The sequence below is a fragment of the Psychroflexus aestuariivivens genome (assembly GCF_004010055.1).
Taxonomy (GTDB): domain Bacteria; phylum Bacteroidota; class Bacteroidia; order Flavobacteriales; family Flavobacteriaceae; genus Psychroflexus; species Psychroflexus aestuariivivens.
On sequence record NZ_RQVT01000015.1, the window covers coordinates 51,603 to 76,540 of the forward strand.

General features: G+C 34.1%; 21 protein-coding genes. 12 read left to right on the plus strand and 9 right to left on the minus strand.

Translation table 11 applies throughout. The features are described 5' to 3' along the window. Window positions 1–127 precede the first annotated feature (127 nt). Window positions 128–598 (plus strand): hypothetical protein, encoded by a 471-nt coding sequence (locus tag EIG86_RS02715; RefSeq protein WP_127844613.1) that lies wholly within the window; start codon window positions 128–130, stop codon window positions 596–598. Window positions 599–663: 65 nt separating this feature from the next. Here EIG86_RS02715 and EIG86_RS02720 read toward each other — a convergent pair whose 3' ends face one another. Genes EIG86_RS02720 through EIG86_RS02730 form a run of 3 tightly spaced genes read right to left on the minus strand, consistent with a single transcriptional unit; the run spans window position 664 to window position 4,055 of the window. Continuing rightward, window positions 664–1,488, minus strand: a complete 825-nt coding sequence (locus tag EIG86_RS02720; RefSeq protein WP_127844614.1) for a thymidylate synthase — start codon at window positions 1,486–1,488, stop codon at window positions 664–666. Between the two features lie 39 nt (window positions 1,489–1,527). After that, the gene (locus EIG86_RS02725) at window positions 1,528–2,064 is read right to left on the minus strand and encodes a DUF1697 domain-containing protein (RefSeq protein ID WP_127844615.1); all 537 of its coding nucleotides are present in this window, start codon (window positions 2,062–2,064) and stop codon (window positions 1,528–1,530) included. 11 nt (window positions 2,065–2,075) lie between these two features. Next, a complete protein-coding gene (locus EIG86_RS02730; RefSeq protein ID WP_127844616.1) occupies window positions 2,076–4,055 on the minus strand; it encodes a putative porin in 1,980 nt (659 codons plus the stop codon). A gap of 115 nt (window positions 4,056–4,170) precedes the next feature. Here EIG86_RS02730 and EIG86_RS02735 point away from each other — a divergent pair, with 115 nt between their 5' ends. After that, on the plus strand, window positions 4,171–4,773 hold the full coding sequence (locus tag EIG86_RS02735) for a ribonuclease HII (RefSeq protein ID WP_127844617.1): 603 nt from the start codon (window positions 4,171–4,173) through the stop codon (window positions 4,771–4,773). Between the two features lie 66 nt (window positions 4,774–4,839). Continuing rightward, window positions 4,840–7,290 carry a hypothetical protein gene (locus EIG86_RS02740; RefSeq protein WP_240032163.1) on the plus strand — a complete coding sequence of 817 codons (2,451 nt, stop codon included), beginning with the start codon at window positions 4,840–4,842 and terminating at the stop codon, window positions 7,288–7,290. Here EIG86_RS02740 and lipB read toward each other — a convergent pair whose 3' ends face one another. Continuing rightward, entirely contained in the window at window positions 7,291–7,992 is a 702-nt protein-coding gene (gene lipB / locus EIG86_RS02745) for a lipoyl(octanoyl) transferase LipB (protein WP_127844618.1), read from the minus strand. 221 nt (window positions 7,993–8,213) lie between these two features. On the opposite strand from lipB, the gene lysS reads away from it, so the two are divergent. Then, entirely contained in the window at window positions 8,214–9,905 is a 1,692-nt protein-coding gene (gene lysS, locus EIG86_RS02750; protein WP_127844619.1) for a lysine--tRNA ligase, read from the plus strand. A 51-nt stretch (window positions 9,906–9,956) separates the two neighbouring features. On the opposite strand, the gene EIG86_RS02755 is transcribed toward lysS, so the two are convergent. The 3 genes from EIG86_RS02755 to der form a co-directional block, all read right to left on the minus strand. Then, on the minus strand, window positions 9,957–10,571 hold the full coding sequence (locus EIG86_RS02755) for a polysaccharide deacetylase family protein (RefSeq protein WP_317129904.1): 615 nt from the start codon (window positions 10,569–10,571) through the stop codon (window positions 9,957–9,959). A gap of 12 nt (window positions 10,572–10,583) precedes the next feature. Continuing rightward, complete coding sequence (locus EIG86_RS02760; RefSeq protein WP_127844620.1) at window positions 10,584–13,901, minus strand: glycosyltransferase family 117 protein; 3,318 nt, start codon at window positions 13,899–13,901, stop codon at window positions 10,584–10,586. 149 nt (window positions 13,902–14,050) lie between these two features. Beyond that, window positions 14,051–15,355 carry a ribosome biogenesis GTPase Der gene (der, locus tag EIG86_RS02765; RefSeq protein WP_127844621.1) on the minus strand — a complete coding sequence of 435 codons (1,305 nt, stop codon included), beginning with the start codon at window positions 15,353–15,355 and terminating at the stop codon, window positions 14,051–14,053. A 116-nt stretch (window positions 15,356–15,471) separates the two neighbouring features. On the opposite strand from der, the gene EIG86_RS02770 reads away from it, so the two are divergent. After that, a complete protein-coding gene (locus EIG86_RS02770) occupies window positions 15,472–15,981 on the plus strand; it encodes a hypothetical protein (RefSeq protein WP_127844622.1) in 510 nt (169 codons plus the stop codon). On the opposite strand, the gene era is transcribed toward EIG86_RS02770, so the two are convergent. Continuing rightward, window positions 15,974–16,894: a GTPase Era gene (gene era / locus EIG86_RS02775; RefSeq protein WP_127844623.1), complete on the minus strand. Its 921-nt coding sequence runs from the start codon at window positions 16,892–16,894 to the stop codon at window positions 15,974–15,976. The two genes, EIG86_RS02770 and era, sit on opposite strands and share 8 nt — an antisense overlap. Window positions 16,895–16,967: 73 nt before the next feature. On the opposite strand from era, the gene EIG86_RS02780 reads away from it, so the two are divergent. From EIG86_RS02780 to EIG86_RS02800, 5 genes are all read left to right on the plus strand, one after another. Further along, window positions 16,968–17,501, plus strand: coding sequence for a hypothetical protein (locus tag EIG86_RS02780; RefSeq protein ID WP_127844624.1), 534 nt, complete (start codon window positions 16,968–16,970; stop codon window positions 17,499–17,501). 19 nt (window positions 17,502–17,520) lie between these two features. Next, window positions 17,521–18,771, plus strand: coding sequence for a PAS domain-containing sensor histidine kinase (locus EIG86_RS02785; protein WP_192901701.1), 1,251 nt, complete (start codon window positions 17,521–17,523; stop codon window positions 18,769–18,771). Continuing rightward, the gene (locus EIG86_RS02790; protein WP_127844626.1) at window positions 18,764–19,795 is read left to right on the plus strand and encodes a response regulator; all 1,032 of its coding nucleotides are present in this window, start codon (window positions 18,764–18,766) and stop codon (window positions 19,793–19,795) included. Before EIG86_RS02785 ends, EIG86_RS02790 begins: the two co-directional genes overlap by 8 nt. Window positions 19,796–19,973: 178 nt before the next feature. Further along, complete coding sequence (locus EIG86_RS02795) at window positions 19,974–20,711, plus strand: adenine nucleotide alpha hydrolase family protein (RefSeq protein ID WP_240032164.1); 738 nt, start codon at window positions 19,974–19,976, stop codon at window positions 20,709–20,711. Between the two features lie 69 nt (window positions 20,712–20,780). Next, entirely contained in the window at window positions 20,781–22,229 is a 1,449-nt protein-coding gene (locus tag EIG86_RS02800; RefSeq protein WP_127844628.1) for a hypothetical protein, read from the plus strand. Window position 22,230: 1 nt separating this feature from the next. On the opposite strand, the gene EIG86_RS02805 is transcribed toward EIG86_RS02800, so the two are convergent. Beyond that, complete coding sequence (locus EIG86_RS02805) at window positions 22,231–23,067, minus strand: universal stress protein (RefSeq protein WP_127844629.1); 837 nt, start codon at window positions 23,065–23,067, stop codon at window positions 22,231–22,233. A 140-nt stretch (window positions 23,068–23,207) separates the two neighbouring features. On the opposite strand from EIG86_RS02805, the gene rimP reads away from it, so the two are divergent. After that, complete coding sequence (rimP, locus tag EIG86_RS02810; protein WP_127844630.1) at window positions 23,208–23,681, plus strand: ribosome assembly cofactor RimP; 474 nt, start codon at window positions 23,208–23,210, stop codon at window positions 23,679–23,681. Window positions 23,682–23,686: 5 nt separating this feature from the next. Beyond that, the gene (gene nusA / locus EIG86_RS02815; RefSeq protein WP_127844631.1) at window positions 23,687–24,922 is read left to right on the plus strand and encodes a transcription termination factor NusA; all 1,236 of its coding nucleotides are present in this window, start codon (window positions 23,687–23,689) and stop codon (window positions 24,920–24,922) included. Window positions 24,923–24,938: the final 16 nt, after the last annotated feature.

Consider the following 24,938-nt stretch of genomic DNA (forward strand, 5'->3'; position numbering starts at 1 on the left):
AAATGAAATTAAGACGTAAAAATTTATGAATAATTAACCTAAATTTTTCAAGTTGAGATCTATTCATTTTGATTTCTTTTGGGTGCTAAATAAAAAGGTGTAGTTTAGTGTTTCTAAAATATATAAAATGAAAAGACTCTTTTTAATTTTGCTGTCATTTTGCTTTGTATCTTGTGTTTTCAGACCTGTTCATGACAAAAATATTTTTTATGATTATAATCAAGATGTTGAGTTTAGGTTATTAGGAATGAACAAAAAAAGAACTATCGACAAAGATCACGGTAGATATACTGAAATAGCCAAAAAAGGTAGACGCTTTATTTCTATTGTATTTGAATTCAAAAATAATTCTTCAAAAATTCAAATCATTGATTTTGAAAAGTTTTTTATTCGTGACCAAAACTCAGCATTGCATAAAGTGGATGGTGTGGTGATGGCAAAGAAGTTTACTTCAACAAATAAAAGATTTCAACAAAAATTGAAACCAAATAAAACAAGAACAATTTTTGTTCAGTTTATACCTAGTTTTGATAAAAACGAAAAGATAAAAACATTGATAATTGATGATGAAGTTTTTGAACTGAAATTAAATGAGTAAAAGCTAATCATTAATTACTTCAAAGTGAAATCAGCCTTTAAAAATTTATAATTAACCTTAGTTTTTTAAATTGCGACTTTTCCTTTAATGTGTGGGTGCGGATTATAATTTTCAAGTGTGAAATCTTCAAACTTGAAATCAAAAATATCTTTGACTTCTGGGTTCAGTTTCATTATCGGCAATGGTTTAGGTGTGCGTGACAATTGGAGTTCAACTTGTTCAAAATGATTGTTATAAATGTGCGCATCACCAAACGTATGGACAAAATCACCGACTTCCAGATTGCAAACTTGTGCAATCATCATGGTGAACAATGCATAAGATGCAATATTGAACGGCACGCCCAAAAATACGTCAGCGCTACGCTGATACAACTGGCAAGACAATTTTCCATCTGCGACATAAAACTGAAAAAAAGCATGGCAAGGCGGCAAGGCTGCTTTTCCGTCAGCAACATTTTGTGCAAAAGATTGACTTGTGTCTGGCATTACGCTTGGATTCCAAGCTGAAACCAACATTCTACGGCTGTTTGGATTATGCTTTAACGTGTGAATCAAATCTTTGATTTGGTCGATGTCTTCAGAATTCCAATTGCGCCATTGGTGACCGTAAACTGGACCTAAATCACCGTTTTCATTAGCCCATTCATTCCAAATCTTGACGCCATGATCTTTCAAATAATTGATGTTGGTATCGCCTTTCAGAAACCACAACAACTCATAAACAATAGATTTCAAATGCACTTTTTTAGTAGTGACCAGTGGAAATCCTTCAGCCAAATCAAAACGCATTTGGTAACCAAAGACACTTTTAGTACCAGTTCCAGTGCGGTCGCCCTTTTGTGTGCCGTGCTCTAAAATATGCTGAATTAAATCATGGTATTGTTTCATTGTCTTGAATTTGATTTTTCAAAAGTAACGAAATTTAATTCAAAATGAATTTGCGATTTCTAACAATTTGAGCGTGGTTTTCCAATTCCTTGTGGTCGTTCCAGTGCTTAATTTTTTCTCAAAAAACGTATTGGAAAGTTTGGTTTTGTGGTAAGGACCTTGACAATACAAATAAATACAATCGTTATTTACGATGAATTTATCGTTTGGAAAATTGAAAGTTTGGATGTTTTCAATATCAGATTTTGAGGGTTTCTTTTTTAGGAAAGTCAGATGCAAGTTTTCAATTGCTCCGATTTCTCTAAAAGGGTTTTCATCAACTATTTTTTCAAAATCTTTAGCGGATTTTACAATTACAGGAACTTCAAAACCATAAGTTCCAGCTATGCTTTGTTCAATTTTTTCTGCAATTTCAGAATTTTCAGAATCATTTTTGAACACCACATTGCCGCTTTGGATATAGGTTTTTGGGTTTTCAAAACCTGATTGTTCTAATAATTGCCGAAGATCAGCCATCAGGATTTTGCGTTTTCCGCCAACGTTGATGCCTCTAAGTAAAGCGATTTTTACATCCATTTATTTTAAATTTATAAAAAGAAATTCCAGACCAAACCGAAACGGATCACAAAATCTCGATAGGGATAACTTGGTGCAGAAAAATTACTATTACCTTCAAATAAACTATTCAGATGCTGAAGTTTGAAGAAAATTCTGGCTTCTTGAACTTTCGCATTTAGGAAAAAATCTACAGTATAAAATCCATCGAGCATTTCACGGTCTTGAATGGCAAATTCTGCCAAAACTGGATCGTAGGCTTTGGATTGGAATTCAGTAAAATAATTGAACGTAAAACCAGTTTGCAAATACAAAGCTCTTTTGAATAAATAGTTGTCATAGTAAAGCGAATTCCGTGTCACAAAATCTGGTACGGGGAAAATATTTTCGGCATTCATTACATTTTGATACATTACCGTATTGGCAAGGTTCATGTGCCCATATTTGAAATCTTTTCCCGCTTTTATTTTTAAATATCGCACTTGGTCAGACGCCTGAAAAGGTTTGACCAAACTGTCCATTGCAGGGTTTTCTACATCGTTGGTAAACGCAAAATAAGCGTGATTGTCAATTTGTGTCAAACTGGCTTCAGCCCAACCAAATTTTTTGGATTCAGCCTTGAAATCTAAAACCTGTGTATTGACATTTTCCAGATTTGGATTGTACCAATTGTAATTTTGGTAGTCGCTTTGGTTCAATATGAAATTATAATTTGGCGCACTGGAATTCAGCTGAATTCCAGCCGAAATCTCCAACGAATCGCTTGGCTTATAGCTCGCTTTTCCTTGAATATTATAACCGTCAAAATCACCAGAAATATTGTAAGTTACATCACCAGCAATAAGGAAATCTTTGATAGATTTATGATAAGTTCCGCCTAAACTGATGATATCGGTTTTAATGCGGTTAGGAATCGTTTCATCTTCTCTAACTACAATTGACCTATATCCATAATTAAGATGAGAATGACCAGCTTTGAAGCCAATTTTTCCTAAGTGATTTTGAAAATAAGACAAAGTGAATGTGTTAGAAACATTTTGATATTCAACTTCGTCCGATAAGTTAGAATTTTCAAAGCTTGAACCGAAAACTGGACTGGCTTCAGCTTGGTTGAAACTGTATTCTTTATCTGTGAAATCCATAACATGTTTCAAGCGAATCTGCCCATTTTGGGTAGAATCATTCCCTTTTCTAATTTTATAAAATTGATTCAAATAAAATCTTTTGGCATCCAACATATTTTCAGCATCCTGAAACTGAACATCAGCAGCGGCACGATTGTCAATTTCTTCAATTTGGTCTTTAAATTGTTGCTCGGAACGCGTTGTTAAACCACCATTTTCTTGATTCATTAGATCTTGTGCTACAAAATGAGAGCGCACATAATATCGGTCGTTTGGCGTTCTGTAGTTCAAGCCAAGTCTTAGATTTCCTGTGCTTGTTAAATCGTTTTGATAGACACCTAGCGAACGCAAACCTTTGTAAGCAATAGAAAGGTTGAGGTTAGGTCTTATATTGGTCGTAAAAAGTGCATCAACATTTTGACCCTGTTCCAAAACGGTTTTAAAATACAATTCTGTAAAAGGTGTCGGCACTTCATAATAATGAATGTCTTCAACTTCCATAAAATTGAAATGTCTTGCTCTTGCACCAAATTTTGGTAAGGGCGATAAATCTTCAAAATTGTAACCTAAGCGGTTATAAGGTCTGCCAATATTTGAAAATGGTAAAAGCTCAAAATCGTCTTTTCTAAGATAGTTGTATTTGTAATCTTTGTGAATATTCAGTGTTGTATCCACATAAGTAGTGTCGTTTTCAATACTGATAATTTTGTATTTAGAAATATGTGGTTTTTTTCGGCCATCTTTTACAGACCGCATATTTTCACCACGCTCATCGTTATTATTGCTACGATTAGTGTTTGCTCTACTTCGTTTGTCAATTTTCAGGTCTTGTGCTGGTGCTGAAATTGCAACTAAAAGGACAAAAATAAATATTGAAAATACCTTCATTCGTGATTTAAAAACTTTCGCAAAAGTATCATTTTTTGTTTAGTTTCATTTTTAATATCAGACTTAATACCATTTGCTTTTAGATTTTAATATTTTTGAAACCACATTTCAAATTATGCTAAAGAAATTCTTTAAACAAAACAGATTAGAATGCGGAACAGATGAAGCCGGCCGCGGTTGCCTAGCTGGACCTGTTACAGCTGCAGCCGTTGTTTTAAAACCTGATTTTTCTAATGAAATCCTAAACGATTCTAAACAGTTGTCACTAAAAAAACGTGATTTATTAGAACATATTTTGAAATCTGAAGCAGAATCTTTTGGGATTGCACATGTTGATATGAAAGAAATAGATAGCATCAATATTCTAAATGCTTCAATTTTGGCTATGCATCGTGCTATTGATGATTTAAAAACTCGACCAGAATGTATTTTGGTAGATGGCAATAGGTTCAAGCCTTACGTAAATATTCCACACGAATGCATCATCAAAGGCGATGCAAAATTTTTGAGTATTGCCGCGGCTTCAGTGTTGGCCAAAACGGCAAGAGATGCTTTTATGATGAAAATTCATGAAGAATATCCGATGTATGGTTGGGCGCAAAACAAAGGCTATCCAACCAAAAAGCATCGCGAAGCCATCAGAACCTATGGAATTACTAAATATCATAGAAGAAGTTTTAGATTACTGCCGGAACAATTTTACTTAAATTTAGAATAAATATCCCTGATTTAAAATTCGTAAATTGCAGTTTTCAAACTAATTTTGCAAAAAATAAATTCAACTATGAAACACTTGCTTTTAATTCTTATCGCTGTGGTGATTTGCCAATCTTGTGATTTCGATAAGTCTGAAAAACAAGGTGAAAGTGTTAATTTTATACCGCCAAAATCTCTATTGATTTTAGAATCTGAAGATTTAAGCGAAAGTTTGACGAGCTTTCAGAACAATGATTTTTTTAAAGCAAATCTTGATTTGCCTGTATTTCAAGATTTGAAGGAAAACTTTGAATTCCTGAAGCATTTTAACCAAACTAGTCGAGCTATTTTAGCGATTACACCTCTTGGCGAAAGAGATTTGGCTTCAACTTTAATTATTGAAAACAATGCGTTTCAGATGGATTCTGTTCAGCTCAGTAGAGGTCAAATTATTGAATACGCAGGCAAGGAAATCACAGAATTTAATATTGAAAAGCAACAATTTTACTCCACGGTTCTCGAGCAAATTCGTGTGACTTCAGAATCTAAAATAATTGTTGAAAACGTGATTCGCTCCTATAATAATCAATTCAAATTCAATGAGAGTTTCTACAAAGCTTATAAAGCCGCTACTGGAGAAACTTCATTATTTATTGACTTAGAAAACACAAAACGTTTATGGGAAAATGATTTGAAAGATTTCAGTCCTGTGGTTTTTAAAGATTTGGGGAGTTGGTTGAGTTTGGATTTAGATTTAGATCCTGATGAATTGCGTTGGAGTGGTGTAATTTTATCAGAAGCTTCTCGTGACAAACTGAAATTATTCAGTAATAATAAGCCGAAACCTTATCGAATTCATGAAGTTACCCCAAATTCTGCCGTTGGTTTTTTGAGTTTGAGTTTTAGCGATTTTGAAAAATTACAAGAAAAGCGTCAGGAGTTGAAATATTCAACCGATATAAAGTTTAACAATTTATTTCAGTCGGTGAATGAAGTTGGTTTGATTCAGCTGGAATCTGACTTGGTTTATGATTTGGTCAGTAGAAGCTCCACTAAAATATTAGACTCTCTGAGAGGTTTTAGTGAAGAAGTAGCAGAATTTAGAAATGAAAAAATTTATAAATTCGATCCGGAAAATATTTTCGCAGACTTCACACCACTTTTACCAAATTACAAATTGTCCTATTTTACATTGTACGATGGACATTTTCTGTTTGCACAAAGTCAGGATATTTTAGAAAATGCGCTGATCAACATCAAAAACGGTTCGGTGATGAGTCAATCTGTTGCATTTCAAAACACTGCTGAAGAATTGGGAAATACTGCAAATATGTTTTGGGGTGGAAATACAACGCATTTTATGACTCAATTATCTAAATTTTCAACTTCAGAGTTCAATGAAAATTTTCAGAAGTTTGAAAAGGAAAAGTATGATGTTGTGTTGATGCAAGCTACTTTTGAAGGTGATTTTTCACATTTTAATGGTTTGGCAAAAAAGAATTCAGAAAATACAACAACAAATTCTATTGAAACCAAGCGTCTCAAATTTGATAAAAGTTTGAGTTCGGCACCGATATTTTTCACCAATTGGCGCACCAGGCAAAAAGATATTGTTTTTCAGGACGAAAACAATGTTTTACATTTGGTAGATACCAATGGCAAAAGCATTTGGACAAAAGAGCTGGACAGTCGTATTGTGGGTGAAATTTTGAGTTTAGATATTTATAAAAACACCCGAATTCAGTTGGCATTTACAACACAAAATCGCTTGTATGTTTTAGATAAAAATGGGAATGATGTAAAACCTTTTCCATTGAAATTTCAAAATATAATCACTCAAGGTTTGGCAATATTCGATTATGATGATAGTGGTCGCTACCGTTTTGTAGTGGTTCAGGACGATGATATTAAAATGTTTAATAAAGAGGGGAAAAGCGTGAAAGGTTTCAACTATAAAATCCAAGGTCAAATTAAACATACGCCAAAACATATCAGAATAGATCGAAAAGACTATATTTTGGTTGAAAATGAATCTGGTTTAAAAATTTTAAATCGAACTGGAGAGCCGCGAGTAAAAATCAAAAAAGATTTGAAAACATCTGGTAATTCATGGCACTTACATAACGGTCATTTTGTTGGGACTGATTCTGATGGCAATTTAATCAAGATTTCAGAAGATGGACAAGTTGAAGTAGAGGAGATGGGCTTTGTTGAAAACCACATTATAACTGCAACTCCAGAAAATTTGGTAACCTTTTCTGAAAATACGATTGATATCAACGGCATTTCGAAATCTTTGGATTATGGCTTGTATTTACCACCGAAATTGCATCAATTCAATAACAATCGAACATTTGTTAGTTTGGTCGATCAGCAGGCAGAGAAAGTTTACCTTTTCGATAATCAAGGCGAATTGATTTCAGGATTTCCAGTGTATGGAACTTCTGAAGTTGATGTATTTATGCGCAAAACCAATGAATTAATTTTGGTGACTAAAGGCAACGACGATGCAGTTTTAGTTTACAGAAAAACACTCTAATTATTCAGTCAATTCAGCTTCAAATAAATCGGTAAAGTGTTTTTTGAGTTTCTGTTTAACGTCTTCCATGGAAACTTCAGTTTGTCCCAGCTCAACATTAAGTGATGTCACGGCTTTATCTTGAATTCCGCAAGGAACGATGTTATCAAAATAGCCTAAATTAGCGTTAACGTTTAGGGCAAATCCATGCATAGTCACCCAACGAGAAGCGCGAACGCCCATGGCGCAAATTTTTCTAGCAAAAGGTGTTCCTACATCAAGCCAAACTCCAGTTTCACCTTTGCTGCGCTCAGACTTAAGACCGTATTCTGCCAAAGTGAGAATGACCATTTCTTCTAATAATCGTAAATATTTATGAATATCAGTAAAGAAGTTTTCTAAATCTAATATCGGATAACCCACGATTTGGCCAGGGCCGTGGTAAGTGATGTCGCCACCACGATTAATTTTGTAGAATGTCGCGCCTTTATCCGCCAATTGTTTTTCATCAAGAAGCAAATTTGCCAAATCACCACTTTTTCCTAAAGTATAAACATGAGGATGTTCTACAAAAAGGAAATGATTTTCAGTGGGTAAGTCGAGTTCCTCTCGTCTATTTTTAATTTTAGTTTGTAAAATAGATTGAAACAATTCTTCTTGAAAATCCCAAGTTTCTTTGTAGTCGCGTTGTCCCAATTCTAGAACTTTGATTTGCTTATTCATTCTGAATTTTTGTTTGTAATACAAAGGTAAAACAAGTTTAGCAGAACCTTTGTGGATTTTATTTTATATCCATATATGAGAGATGTTTTATTTCAAAAGTGAAATGCAAAGCACACAAAAATCCTGGTTAAAATTTCTTAAAATCAGTATCTTATTTAAGTTCAAGCACAGAAATATTTTGATAATGTCGTTATCTTTGCCACTTCGAAAAATAACGAAATATGCAATTATCAGAGCAAGAACGCATCAGACGAGATAAACTGAAATCTTTGAGAGCCATGGGCATTGACCCTTATCCGGCTGAACAGTTTGAATACGACCATACTTCCAAACAAATAAAATCTGAATTTGAACAAGGCAAAAAGGTTGTTGTTGCTGGAAGATTGATGTCTAGAAGAATTCAGGGTAAAGCTTCTTTTGCTGAATTGCAAGATGGTGAAGGCAGAATTCAAGTGTATTTCAATAGAGATGAAATTTGCCCTGGTGAAGACAAAACACTTTATAATGATGTTTATAAAAAGCTCCTGGATATTGGAGATTTTATAGGCGTTGAAGGCGAATTGTTTATGACTCAAGTTGGTGAGCAAACCATCATGGTCAAAAATTTTAAGCTTTTAAGCAAATCATTGAAACCTTTGCCACTGCCAAAAAAAGATAAAGAAGGCAACGAATACGATGGTTTTCACGATCCAGAGCAGCGTTACAGACAACGTTATGCAGATTTGGCGGTGAATCCAGAAGTGAGAGATATTTTCCAAAAACGCTCCAAGTTGTTTACTGCCATGCGGAATTTTTTCAATGAGCAAGGTTATATGGAAGTCGAAACCCCGATTTTGCAATCTATTCCTGGAGGTGCGGCAGCACGTCCTTTCATTACGCATCACAATGCATTGGATATTCCATTGTATTTGAGAATTGCTAATGAATTATATTTGAAAAGGCTTATTGTTGGTGGTTTCGACGGGGTTTATGAGTTCTCTAAGAACTTCAGAAATGAAGGTATGGATCGCACTCATAATCCTGAATTTACAGCCATGGAAATCTATGTATCTTACAAAGATTACAACTGGATGATGACTTTCACTGAACAATTGTTGGAGCATTGCGCCATTCAAGTGAACGGTAAAACTGAAGCGACTTTCAAAGGTCAAAAAGTAGACTTCAAAGCACCTTACAAACGTGTAACAATGACCGATGCTATCAAAAAACATACAGGTTTTGATATCACTGGCAAAACAGAATCTGAGTTGCGTCAAGCAGCTTTGGATATGGATTTAGAAGTTGATGATACAATGGGCAAAGGCAAGCTTATCGACGAAATTTTTGGTGAAAAATGTGAGCCGCACTTTATTGAGCCAACCTTTATCACCGACTATCCAAAGGAAATGAGTCCGCTTTGCAAAACACACCGAGATAATCCAGATTTAACTGAACGTTTTGAATTGATGGTTTGTGGTAAAGAAATCGCAAACGCTTATTCAGAATTGAATGACCCAATCGATCAGCGTGAGCGTTTTGAAGAACAATTGAAGCTCGCCAAGAAGGGCGATGATGAAGCTACAGAATTTATCGATCATGATTTTCTTCGCGCTTTGGAATATGGAATGCCGCCAACTTCAGGTTTGGGAATCGGTATGGATCGTTTGATTATGTTTTTAACGGATAATCCATCCATTCAGGAAGTCCTATTCTTTCCACAAATGAAACCTGAGCAGAAAAAAGTAGCTTTAACTGAAGAAGAAAAAGTGATTTTAGAAATGCTTAAAACAGAATCGCCTCAAGCCTTAGATGAAATAAAAAACAAATCTGAATTGAGCAACAAAAAATGGGACAAAGCCATCAAAGGTTTACGCGCTAAAGACCAAGCCACCGTTGATAAAACCGATGAAGGCTTGTTTGTGAAATTATTATAAATATTGAGATTAAAAATTAAAAAGTCATTTCTAATTTTAGAAATGGCTTTTTTACATCTCAAGCTTTCTAAAATTAAAATCTTTATAAGTTTCTAAAGTTTTTTGCAGAGCATATTTCATATTGGCTTCAGCTTTCAGGCTATCATGAAAAATAATAATATTGCCTTTTCGAATATTATTTTTTATGATTTTAAAACAATTTTCTTTAGAAATTTTCGAATCATAATCTTTACTGATAATATCCCACATTACGATTTTCTTTTTTTGAGCAAAAAGGGCTTTAGCTTGGCTAAATGTGCATTTCCCGTAAGGTGGACGAAATAAATTTGTTTTTGTAAGATGTGCTTCAATAAGCCGATCACACTTTTCAATATTCTTTAGGTATGTAGATTTTTGGTTTTTCCAACCGTTTAAATGATTGTATGTATGATTGCCAATGGCATGCCCTTCATTCAGAATTCTTTGGAAAAGTTCAGGGTAACTTTGGATGTTTTCGCCGATACAGAAAAATGTAGCTTTGGCATTATGTTTTTTTAACAAATCCAAAACCCAAGGTGTAATTTCTGGAATTGGACCATCATCAAAGGTTAAATACAAATTTGGCGCATCGGTTTCGATACGCCAAATTCGTTTGGGAAATATTCGTTTTAAAAATGCATTATTCAATATGAAGTAAATTTATTCAACTGGCATTTGATCTGGTGAGAAAATATCGTTTTCTGAAGAATCGATTTCTTTATCCTCAAGATTATCTGCTTCAAGTTCATCCATAAGTTCCTCGTCCAATGTTTCCTCTTCTTCACCAAAGAAATGATTGAATTTTTCTAAATATTGGTTGAATTCAGCAGCTTTATCCTTCATAATTTCGTCATCTCTCTGGATGATTAAAATATCCACAAGACTTCTGTATTTTTCAATTTCAGTAAATATTCTTTCCGCGTATTTCACTTGCGCTTCATAATCCAATTCTGCATAATAATCTAACCATTCCTGGTAATTTGTAGCCACTTGCTCCCAAACTTCTCTGGCTTTTTCTGTTTTACCGATTTCATAATAACCGATAATATAGGGCTCGACAAGTTGGTAATATTGATAATGTTTGACAGGAATGTTCTCCATGGCAAGATCCATGATGTTTTCAGCTTTATCGAATTTTTTCTCATCGATTAACTTTTCAACCAACCTTGCTAGGTTACTTCTATATGTAATGGCGTTTTTACGAGTTTCAGGATCATGATAAATATCATCGCTACCACTATTTCCCCAATACCATTCCATAACATTAGCGTACATTTTTTCGGTATCTATTCTGCCCATGTCGAATGGATTTCTTGGATCCACTGGTGTTTTAATAGGAACAAGTTTATAAACTACACCGTCAAGCTGAAGGTAATCTTTCATCCATAAATAATCATCATCACCAAAACTTCCACCAGTAAAATAAATCGGTCTTTCCCAATCATTGTTGGCGACCAAATCAAGCATCAATAATCTGTTTTTGTATATCAAATTACCATCTAAGGTGATGTCAATATAAGAAACTATCTGATCGGCATCTTCAGGTTTTACAATGTTATTTTTCAGAACTTTTTCTTTATTAACATTGAGCCTAAGATTCTTGGTAGGGAATAAATTCACTTCTTGACCACTTTGCAATTCAGCCTTGGTAGTTTTATTATCACTTTTAATGTATTTTATAAACTGACTAACGCTGATTGTGTCGCTGATTCTAGGATCTTTTTCGAACCAAACTGCATCATTGGTTCCATAACGGTAATCTATATGTTCCAAAGTGGTTTTGATAGGATCGCTTTCGTATGCTTTTCTTCGCATTTGGTCGATGTACCAATCAGTAGCAAACAAACTGGTGTTAATCGTTCGAACATCTGTTCTGTAGCCTTCAATTTCTTGGGCGTACCACAATGCAAAAGTATCATTGTCACCAATAGTGAAAAGAATTCCATTTTCTTCTACGGAATCCAAATATTTTTTGGCCATGGCTAATGCAGTGTAACGATTTGAGCGGTCATGGTCATCCCAGTTTTCTGAAGCTAATAATGCTGGAACAGCAAGCAAACAAACTACGCCAACTACTGGTGCCGCTATTTTTGGGGTTAGGTAGCTTTTGAGTTTATTGAAAATGGCATAGACACCAAGTCCAATCCAAATTGAGAAGACATAAAATGAACCCACCAAAGCATAATCTCGTTCTCTTGGTTCAAAAGGCCGTTCGTTGAGGTAAATTTTAAGTGCGATACCTGTGAATAAAAAGAAGACCATGAGTACCCAAAAGAATTTAATGTCTTTTGAAGCATGGAAGAATAGACCTATAAGTCCTAAAATTAATGGTAAAAAATAATAGGTATTTCTTGCTTCGTTTTCGGATAAATCTGACGGTAAATTCTGTTGAGAGCCGAGTCGGTTTTCATCTAAAAAGTCAATACCACTTAACCAATTTCCATCGAAATCATTGTATTTTCCTTGGTTGTCGTTTTGTCTACCAACGAAATTCCACATAAAATAACGCCAATACATATAGCCCATTTGAAATTCAAATAAGTAACCAAGGTTTGCAGATGTTGATGGTTTGTCAACATTTAGATATTGGCTGAATCGTTTTAAAAAACTAATATAGCCGTCATAAGAAACTTCACCTTTGCTATAGTCAACTCTAAATTGATTTACGATTTCCATCAATTCTTTCTCCTCGGCATATTCTGGTTTGATTGTAAAATCTAGTGGCCCAGTGAACATCATATAGTTTTCAGCATGTTCTGTACTCCACATTCGAGGCAAGATGGTTTTGTGTCTTGCATCGGAGTTTTGTCTGGCATTTTTGTAATCGTTAATGATAACATATTCACCCTTTTCATAATCTTTTTCATAAATGGGTTTATCATCTAGATAAGGATTTTCAGGATCTAAACCTGCAAATATTTCTGTAAATTGTGGACCATAAAACAAATGCGTTTCTGGATATTGATCTCTGTTGTAGTATGCTAAGAGTTGCTGAGCACTACTCGGATTATTTTCATTGATGACGGTGCTGGCGTTAGCTCGAATTGGTAGCATTGTCCAGCTCGAAAAGCCAATAAAAATGAATAAAATACAAAGCAAAACCGTATTGGTGTGGATATAATCTTTTCTTCTGGTGTATTTCAAGCCAAAATAAAATCCAGCAATAATTAACAAAGCAGCGATAATAGTTCCTGAGTTGAAAGGTAAGCCGATGCTATTGACAAAAAAGACTTCAGTTTTAGCGAAAAAAGTTAAGGAATATGGTAATAGCAGTTTAAAGATAAAAAGCAGAATTCCAATAACAATGATGTTAGCTAAGATGAAATTTTTAACAGTAATTTTTTTGTAATTTTTAAAATAATAAAGGAATCCAATAGCAGGAATAGTCAATAATCCCATGAAATGAACACCAAAAGATAAGCCGATAAGTAAGCAAATTAAAATCAGCCAACGATTTCCACGAGGTTTGTGCATATCACGCTCCCACAACAAACCGATGTAAAACATTGCCGCCATAACGCAAGCCGCCATGGCGTAAACTTCAGCTTCTACAGCACTGAACCAAAAACTGTCGGTGAATGTAAAAGTTAGCGCACCTACTAAGCTACTGGCTAAAATCGCTAAATCAGAACCTTTTCCAGAAGCGTCTATTTTTTTAGTAAGCTTTTTTAAGATTAAAGTAATAGACCAAAACATAAATAAAATAGCGAAAGCACTTGCCACACAAGACATCATATTAACCATAAGGGCAATTTGACTTCCATCTGAAGCAAACATGGCAAAAAATGCACCAAAAATCTGATAAAGTGGCGCTCCTGGTGGGTGTCCGACTTGAAGTTTTGCAGACGTGGCAATATATTCACCAGCATCCCAAAAACTTGCGGTTGGTTCTACTGTCAGACTATATGTGATCAAAGCAACAGCAAAAGCAAACCAGCCTAATAATTTATTCCAAAATGAAAATTGTGTTTTAGTCATTGAATTCAACTTTAGTGGCGAAAATAAAACAAATAATGAACATTATTAACGTTTAGATTACTTAATTATTTTCAGTTAAATATGGCTATTTGAATCCGGTCAATATTTATAACTCAAATTCTTAAACACTATGAAATTATTGCAATAGATTATTTCTTACGCATATATATTGAAATCGGTACCCCGTCAAAATTGAAGTGTTCGCGAAGTTTGTTTTCTAAAAATCTTTTATAAGGATCTTTCACATATTGCGGCAAATTGCAGAAAAATGCAAATTGTGGTTGAGGTGTCGGTAATTGAGTGATGTATTTAATTTTCACATATTTACCTTTTAAAGCAGGCGGAGGATTGTTGGCTATAATTGGTAATAATGTGTCGTTCAAAACTCGAGTTTTTATTTTATTACTTCGGTTTTTGTAAACTTCAACAGCAGTTTCAATAGCTTTGAAAATACGTTGTTTATTGAGTACAGACATGAAAATAATAGGCACATCTACAAACGGAGAGATTTCCTGTCTTATTTTGGCTTCAAACATTTTCATAGTATTGGTTTCTTTTTCAACCAAATCCCATTTATTGACAAGAATGACAATTCCTTTTCTGTTTTTTTCTGCCAACCAAAAAATACTCTGCACCTGACTGTCGAAACCTCTGGAGGCATCCATAATTACTAAACAAACATCAGAATTTTCGATGGCACGTACACTTCGCATGACAGAGTAAAATTCCAAGTTTTCCTTCACTTTTGCTTTACGACGAATACCAGCTGTATCAACCAATTTGAAATCGAACCCAAAGCGATTATATCTTGTGTCTATAGAATCCCTGGTTGTACCTGCAATATCAGTTACGATGTAACGTTCTTCGCCAATCAGAGCATTGATGAATGAAGATTTTCCTGCGTTTGGTCGTCCAACCACAGCAAATTTTGGTAAATCTACTTCTTCTTCAATTTCACGTTCAGGGAGTTTGCTGACCACTTCATCGAGCAGTTCGCCTGTGCCGCTTCCGCTTGTTGCAGAAACTGTGATAAAATCACCTAAGCCTAAATTGTAAAATTCCAAGGCGTCAGTTCTGTTTTTATTAGAATCGACTTTATTCACACATAACACCACTGGTTTGTTCACCCGACGTAGTAATTTGGCGACATCATCATCCATTGGCGTGATTCCAGAAACAACATCGACCACAAAGATAATTACGTCAGATTCATCGATGGCCAATTCAACTTGTTTGTCTATTTCCTTTTCGAAAACATCATCGCTACCTATAACGTAGCCACCGGTATCAATCAAGGTGAATTCGCGACCATTCCAGTCAGATTTTCCGTAATGTCTGTCTCTAGTAACGCCACTTACAGAGTCTACAATGGCTTCACGACGCTTAATCATTCTGTTGAAAAGTGTCGATTTTCCTACGTTTGGTCTTCCGACTATGGCTACAATGCTATTCATTATTAGTAATTTAAATAATTTGCAAATTTACGTCATTATTTACACATAAAGCAGAAATACTTTTTTAAAGCTAAAATTTGAAAAATTTATGTAATTTTATTTTTTATTTAAGTGCTATGGCTGACTTCATAAGTGTTGAGCAACTAAACGAACAATTCACACTCAAACCAAGATTCAAAATTGAATTTACCGATTTGAATATTTACGATCGCCTTTCAGCGTATCAACAAAATAAAAATTTGGATTCTGTAAAAATTAAGTGTTTGGACGAACATATTTGGCTATCAATTCCGCAATCTGATCGGCGCTATTATTCACCGCGTTTGCATGTAGAAATTGAACAAAAAAAGAAAGGCGGGATTTTGCATTGCACCTTTGGTCCAGATCCTGGTTTGTGGACAATGTTTATGTTTGTTCACTTTTTTTTAGGCTTAGGTTTTATAGGGTTGCTTGTGTGGTTTTACACAAATCTTACTTTAGATTACTCAAATTTTTTGGTTTATATTTTGATGTCTTTCGTTGCCTTGTTATGGATTGGTTTGTATGTTTTTGCTCGGCAGAACCGACAAAAAGCAGCACCACAATCTCAGCAGTTGCTTAAAGCATTAGCGAAAATAATTAGTTAGTGTCATAACCAAATCGTTTGAGCTGATTTGGATTGCTGCGCCAGTTTTTATTCACTTTCACGTAGGTTTCTAAATGAATTTTCTTATCGAAAAATTTTTCTAAATCTTTTCTAGCTTCTGTACCAACTCGCTTAATGGCATTGCCTTTATGTCCTAAAATTATGGCTTTTTGCGATTCGCGTTCTACCATAATTACACTTCTAATGTGAATAATATTTTCGGTTTCTTGAAAACTTTCGGTTTCAACTTCAACACTATAAGGAATTTCTTTTTTATAGTGCATCAGGATTTTTTCACGAATTTTTTCGTTAACAAAAAATCGCTCGGGCTTATCGGTGAGTTGATCTTTTGGGTAAAAGGCGGGTGATTCTGGTAAAAGTTCCAAAATTCTATTGAAAACTTCAGCGACCCCGAAATTTTCTAAAGCAGAAATGGCAAATATTTCGGCATTTGGCAGTTGCGTCTGCCAATGTGTTTGTTGTTCTATAAGCAAGCTTTCATTGCCTTTGTCAATTTTATTCAAAAGAAGTAAAATCGGGATTTCTGAATGCTGAAGTTTTTTGAAAAAGTCTTCATCTTTCAGTGCTTTTTCGCCCAATTCCACCATGTAAATCAGAACGTCTGCATCTTGGAATGCGGACTTTACAAAATTCATCATCGAATTTTGTAATTCATAGGCGGGTTTAATTATTCCTGGTGTGTCGCTCAATACCATTTGGAAATCGTCGCCATTTACGATTCCTAAGATTCTATGACGCGTGGTTTGAGACTTGTTTGTGATGATAGACAGTTTTTCACCAACAAAGGCGTTCATCAAAGTTGATTTTCCTACATTTGGATTGCCTATAATATTTACAAATCCGGCTTTGTGTGCTGATTTTTCGATGACTAAAGATTTTAATTTACTTTGCAAAGCTAAGTAATCTTAGGCATATTTTTATAAGCTTAAACAATTACTAAAACTTATATTTGCAGAAAAAGCAATTATGAAAAAAATTCTACTAATTCTATTTATTTTTACAACACTGGGAATCCATGCTCAGTCTGAGAATGAATATGAAACAACCGATTTTCATGAACCAAAACTAAACATCGGTTATATGATTTTGGGAAATTTCGATGTTACTTACGAGTATTTGATCAGTCAGGAATCTGGAGTAGGCTTGAATCTTATGGTGCCTTTTGACGATTATATCGAGTGGAATATCAAATACAATTTTACTGGTTTTTACCGATTTTATTTTACAGATAACTATGCAGATGGGATTTTTGCAGAGACATTTTTGAACTTGAATCAAGTTGAAGATGAAATCAATGATGACATTAACGGCGGTAAAAAAGACAAAAATATTACAGATTTAGCCATTGGTCTTGGTGTGGGTTATAAACTTGTATCTGGTGGAGGCGTGATTTTAGAAGCTCATCTTGGTGGCGGAAGGAATCTATTCAGCGATTACAATTCAGAAAGGAATTTTGATTTTGTACTTCGTGCGGGTATAAATGTAGGTTACAGATTTTAAAAAAAAATAAGGTTTGGCAATAAAAGATTTTGGAGACAATTCAGCAATTTTCAACTTGCTTTTTGAAGGTATTTCAGAAGGTGTGATCGTTGTAGACGAGCATCAAAAAGTCGTTGAGGTGAATTCTGCCGCAGAACTGATGTTTGGTTATCAAAAGAATGAACTTTTGGGCCAACACTTGGAACTCTTAATTCCAAAAGAATATCGAAATTCGCATCATAAGCATGTAGAACGTTTTGTTGAGAATTCAGAAAAACGACAAATGGGACACGGCAGGGATTTATATGGTCGAAGAAAAAATGGAGATGTTTTTCCTGTAGAAGCTGGATTGAATCCATTTGTTTTTCAGGGCGAAAAATACATTATGTCTTTGATTAGTGATATTTCCGTACGAAAAGTTCAGGAGAAAGAAATCGAGCAACTCAACGTTGAATTAGAAGGCAAAATAGAGTCGCGAACTTTGGAATTGAAACAAAGTATTGGAAAACTAAGAAAGCTGAATAGCACTTTAGAATCTGAAGTTCAAAAGCGTAAAAAAGCCGAAACCAAAACCAGAGAAGCACTGAATAAAGAACGAGAACTCAATGATTTGAAAACCAAGTTTTTGTCTTTGGTTTCTCATGAATTCAAAACTCCGTTAAGTGGGATTCTAACCTCTTCAACTTTAGCTGGTAAATACACTGAAACCGAACAACAAGATAAGCGAGAAAAACATCTGAATACTATTAAAAATAAAGTCCATTACCTTACCGGAATTCTCAATGATTTTTTATCTATAGAACGTTTGGAATCTGGAAAAGTCACCTATAAATTTGAAGAATTTAGTCTGGTGAATCTGGTCAACGAAGTGATTTATAACGCTAATATTACTTTGAAAGACGGGCAAAATATCATTTACCCTTCACAAATAGAAGACACAACTATTAAACAAGATAAAAGCGTCTTAGAATTGATTTTGTCAAACCTACTAAACAATGCTATTAAATATTCTTCTGAAGATTCCAACATTTATTTTGAAATTGACCAAAGCGATTCAAAACTCCTGAGGTTCAAAGTTAAAGATGAAGGTATTGGCATTCCCAAAAAAGACCAAAAACATATATTTGAACGTTACTTTCGGGCTGAAAATGCTTTGCTAAATCAAGGTACTGGAATTGGCTTGAACATCGCAAAAGTGCATTTGGAAAATCTAAATGGAAACATTTGTTTTGAAACTGAAGAAAATATCGGAACAACTTTTTTTGTAGAAATACCTAAAATTTATGAGTAAAAAAATTCTATTAATTGAAGACGATAAAACTGTAAGAGAAAATACAGCTGAAATTTTAGAACTTTCTGATTATGTGGTAGAAACAGCTTCTAACGGAAAAATAGGTGTTGACAAAGCGCCTATTTTCAAGCCAGACGTTATTATATGTGATATAATGATGCCAGAAATGGATGGCTATCAGGTTCTTCAAATTCTTTCTGAACACGATGATACTTGGCAAACACCATTTATTTTTCTTTCTGCTAAAACCGATCATAAAGATATACGCAAAGGCATGAATTTAGGGGCGGATGACTATCTTACTAAACCATTCGAGGAAAATGAACTCATCGATGCCATAGAAAGTAGAATTGCCAAAACCGCAATTTTAAATAATAGAAAAAACGATGAAACTAAAGGCGTGCAGTCTTTTGATATTTTAAAATCCCAACTTAGAAAGAGCGAACAACGCACATTCGATGCTGGGGAAACTATTTTTGAAGCAGGTCAAGTTTCAAATAATATTTATTTAATTGACCGAGGTGTTGTGAAAACGCATCGCAGCGACGAAAACGGCAAAGAATTGATCACAGCTTTGCATAAAGACAATGATATTTTTGGCAATATCAGTTTTACCAAATTTGGTAGTTTTGATGAACATGCGACCGCCATGGAAAAAACAAGGCTTCATGAAATATCTCTGGATGAAGTCCGCATGCTTTTCAATCAAAACCCACAAGTCATGTTTGAGTTTATTGATGAAATGGGAGAAACCCTGAGCGAAACCAAATCCCAACTCATGGAAATGGCTTACAGTTCAGTTAGGAAAAAAACAGCACAAACCATTTTGCTGTTTTCAGAACGTTTAAGAAAAAACAAACTCAGCCAGATTAGAATTTCTAGGGCCGATTTAGCCGCTGTTGCTGGAATCGCTCCAGAAAGTTTAATTAGAACTTTATCTACTTTCAAAAAACAAGGCATTATTGAAATAGAAGGTAGAAATATTAAAATCAATGATTTTGAAGCTTTGGAAAATATCAGTTAGCACTTCTGAATTTGCTTTTAAAATGCGCTGATTTTTCAAAATATAGTTTTCAAACTTTTAGTTTCTGAAATCTGACTTTTGTCATATTTTCAAAAAAGCCTTGATTATACATTTGCATTCAGACTTTTGGGTTATGAATGTATTGTTACTCTCAGATTTTTCTGAAACATCTAGATTTATGAAAGATTACGCGATGGTTTTGTTGCGTGATCAAGATGTGAATTTTAAAATTTTGCACGTTAAAAAACCATGTGAGGGTGGAGCTTGTTCTGGGAAATGTAATTTTATTTTTACCAATAAGTTGAACAAAGAAGTTGAACGTCTGCAAAATTTGAATAAATCTAATTTTACTTTCACCCAAGAATTTGTAGAAGGCGCTTACATAGAAAGTATCCGTCAAATTATCAGTAGAGAAAAAATTGATTTGATTATACTTGGTAATAGTCAGTCCGCTAATAAAAATAACTCCTTTTATCTGGATCAAAAAACGCTAGACATTATTACAAAAGTAAAATGTTCGGTGCTTTTGGTACCAGGAAATACTGAAATTAAACCACCAACTAATTTCGTTTTACCAACCGACTTTTCAGTTAATTTTGAATATAGAATTTTTGATATTTTAAGGCATTTAGAAGCTGTTCAAAATCAATCTTTACTTTTGTTAGAAATGAAAAGCGACTGCCAGCTCAAAGACCATCATCAACGCTCGAAAAAGCAAATTGATCTAATAGTCAATGAAATAGGTTTTGAGAAAATCACAACTTGTAATCAAAAAAGTAAGGATTTTAAAATTAGTTCAGAATTTGATTTCATGTTGATTCTCGCTAAAAACCTAAGTATTTTCAATACCATTTTTCAAAAAAATAGCTCTCAATATTATCACAGTCAATTGCCTGTTTTGTTTTTGCACGGCTAGATTAATTTCAAGCATGGTTTGCGACTTTTCTAAAATTTATCATTAATTTCAGCGTCTAATTTATTAGGCATGAAAAAATACCTTTACCGCTTTGCAGTCTTTTTAATTTTAATTGTGATAGGTGTTCTTACCGCAAATTATTTGATAAAAAACAAAATAGAAGACCAATTGAAGCAACAGGAAAATCTTCAATACGAAGATTTAACTTTCAATATTTTGAACGGAAATATAAGCTTCAAGACGGTTCAATTTATAGATGACAAGCGTGAAATTCAATCTGAAGAATTGGATATTAACCTTGATTTGATCGCTTATTTGACCGATAAGAGTTTGAAATTCAATAAAATTTCTGCAGATGGTTTGGGAGTAATTTGGAAAGCAACTCAAACTACAACAGGAAGTGAAAATTTAGATGAAGAAATAACAATTCAAAAGATAGATATCGAGAATGCGAATTTTCAGTATAAAAACAAGAATAAAACCCTTTATAGTTTAAAAAGCATCAACCTGATTGCAGAAGATTTGACTTGGCCGATGCAAGATGATTTGGCGTGGTTGAATTCTGTTGAAATGACCGGTGAAGAATTAGACTTTGACATTAATAATTTGCATGATTTGAAATCTGAATCTTTTAAAATGAGTGATGGAAATATTGAAATTTCTCAGTTTCAGATTCAACCTAAGTATTCAAAAAAAGACTATATCAAATATATTTCCACTGAAAAAGACAGGATGGATTTAAGTATAAATACGGTTGAAATTATGAATTTCGGTGTCGAAAATAATGATGATATTCGAAAATTTAGTGCAAATAAAATTTTGATCAAAGACTCTGACTTTGAAATTTATAGAGACAAAACCATTGCAGATGATAAAAGTATTAAGCCATTATATAGTGAAGCTTTAAGAGGGCTCGGTTTTCATTTAAATATTGATTCTGTTCAGGTTGCTGGTTTGGATATTACCTATCAAGAATTGTTGAGAAGTGGTGCGACTCCAGCGGAAATAAAATTCAATGAAATTAATGGCAATATTGCAAATATTCATAATTACAAACGAGATCAAACGGCAATTATAAGTACTAAAGCTAGCGCTAAATTTTCTGAATCCTCCTCCATAAATTTCAGCCATAATTTCAATCCTATGGATACGAACAACCAATTTTTCGTAGGAACAAGTATTGAAAGTGTTGAGGATTCTTCGGTAAATTCTTTTTTTGCCCCCGCTTTATCTATGAAACTTGATGGCTCCATCGATAAATTGCGCTCCAAGATGACGAGTCAAAACAATTCGGCATCTGGAACGCTGCATATGGCTTATGAAGAACTGAAAATTAAAGTTTTAAACAAGAATGGAACCGAGCGAAGTTTTGCAAGTTTGCTCAGTAATGTTTTTGTCAAAAACAAGAATGTCGATGTTGAACATAAAATTCAAAATTTAAAACGTGATGAGACCAAATCGTTCTGGAATTACGTCTGGAAATTTATTCAGTCTGGTATCAAGAAAACCCTATTGTAAGTTAAATTTTGAAAGTTACCACAGGTCTTTTGGCATGATTTACTAAATCTTCACTTAGGCTTCCATTCATAAAATGTTCAATTCCTTTTCGGCCGTGAGTTCCAATACCAATTAAATTTGCATTCGCTTTAGAGGCAAAATTCCGAATACCTTTTTCAACTGATTTGTCATTATAAACATGAAATTCATAAAATTCTGGATCGACATTTTCTGTGAATTTTTCAGCCAATTCATCGATCTGTTCAGTTGTTTTAAATCGACTTGGCGTATTTATTTTAACCAGTTTCACTTTAGTATCTAGTTTTTTAGCAAAATTTACCGCAGCTAAAAAGGCTTGGCGATTAGTAGGCCTTAGGTTGGAAGCAAAAATAAAACTTTTTACATCGAAAATTGGAGTTTCTTGTTTAACCACCAAAACAGGTATTTTGGAATGCCTCACTACTTTCTCAGTGTTAGAGCCGATAAAAATTTCTCTAAAACCAGAAGCTCCTTTGGATCCCATGACGATAACATCGCAATCGTATTTTTTGCCAATTTCCATAATTCCCTCAAAAGCTTCGTCAAATTCCACAGTTTCGTGAACTTTTACGTCTTTGATGTGATAGCTCAAGCGATTCATGGTTTCGAGAAAACGCTTGTGAGCCAATTTCATAAAAAAAAGAGATTCTGGCAAATCACCTCCAACACCTTCATTGACAGGATCAATAAGGTCCAGTGGTAAATCTAGCATGTGCAAAAGATAGATTTCACCATCAAACTTTCTTGCTATTTGTGCAGCAACTTTTAGTGCATTATCAGCTTGTTCAGAAAAATCTGTAGGTACGAGTATTCTTTTCATGTAAATCGTGTTTGTTTGAAATACTAAAATACATCAAAAATATAAAAAAATGCCCCTTTTATAAATGATAAATTATTATTACATTTGCAAAGTTTTGAATATGAGGGGACAAATTAGTCCCCTCTTTTTATACTAAATGAATGGCTTTAGAACAAGAGCAAATATTGAACTTGGTAAACCAAGGCTTAGCAGAGGATGAAGCACTGTTTCTAATAGATTTACAAATTTCATCAGACAATAACATCAAGGTGATTATAGATGGCGATAGAGATTTGTCGATTTCAGATTGTGTGAATATTAGCCGAGCAATCGAACATAATTTAGATCGTGAAATTGAAGATTTTTCTTTGGAGGTTGCTTCGTGTGGCGCAACAGAATCATTGCGTTTCCCAAGGCAGTTTGTGAAAAATGTAGGTAGAAATCTTTCAGTGAAAACTGCAGAAGATAAAATTGAAGCCAAATTGGTTACAGCCAACGAAGAAGAAATATTTTTAAAATGGGTTGCCCGCGAACCAAAACCCGTAGGAAAAGGCAAACATAAAGTAGAAAAAGAAGCAACTTTGGCTTATGATGATATCATGGATGCCAAAGTGATAATAAATTTTAACAAGTAAGAGATATGGAAAATATCGATTTGATCAACTCGTTTTCAGAATTTAAAGACGATAAATTAATTGATCGAGTAACCTTAATGGCGATTCTTGAAGATGTATTCAGAAATGCATTGAAGAAGAAATTTGGTCAGGATGATAACTTTGACATCATTATCAACCCTGATAAAGGCGATTTGGAAATTTGGAGAAATAGAATTGTAGTTAATGATGGGGAAGTTGAAGATGAAAATAAAGAAATCTCTTTAAGAGAAGCTAGAAAAATAGAACCTGATTTTGAAGTTGGTGAGGATGTTTCTGAAGAAGTTAAACTTTATCAATTAGGTAGAAGAGCGATTTTAGCTTTAAGACAGAATTTAATTTCAAAAATTCACGAACACGATAGTACAAATACGTTCAAATATTTTCAAGATCTTATTGGCGAAATTTATACCGCAGAAGTTCATCATGTTAGACATAATGTTGTGATTTTATTAGATGATGAAGGCAATGAGCTAATTATTCCAAAAGAACATCAAATTCCATCTGATTTTTACAGAAAAGGAGACAGTGTTAGAGGAGTGATAGAAAAAGTAGAATTGAAAGGCAATAAGCCAATGATTATTCTATCCAGAACTTCATCTGCGTTTTTAGAAAAGCTCTTTGAGCAAGAAATACCAGAAGTTTTTGATGGATTAATCAACGTGAAAAATGCAGTTCGTGTTCCAGGTGAAAAAGCTAAAGTAGCGGTGGATACTTACGACGACAGAATAGATCCTGTTGGTGCCTGTGTTGGGATGAAAGGTTCAAGAATTCATGGAATAGTTAGAGAGTTGGGTAATGAAAATATTGATGTCATTAACTACACTAATAATCCACAATTGTACATTCAGCGAGCATTAAGTCCAGCTAAAATTGTTAATATCAAGTTGGATGAGGAAAAGAAATATGCTGAAGTTACATTGAAACCAGAAGAAGTTTCCAAAGCTATTGGACGTGGCGGCCACAACATCCGTTTGGCAGGTCAACTTACAGGTTATAATATAGAAGTATTCCGAGATGGCATCGAAGAAGAAGATGTAGAATTGACAGAATTTACAGATGAAATCGAAGATTGGGTCATCAAGGAATTTAGTAGAATAGGCTTAGATACTGCCAAAAGTATCTTAGAATTAGACGTTAGCGACTTAGTCAGAAGAACAGACTTAGAAGAAGAAACAGTCCAGAACGTCATTAAAATTTTAAAAGAAGAGTTTGAAGAATAGTTTTTTTAAACTCATC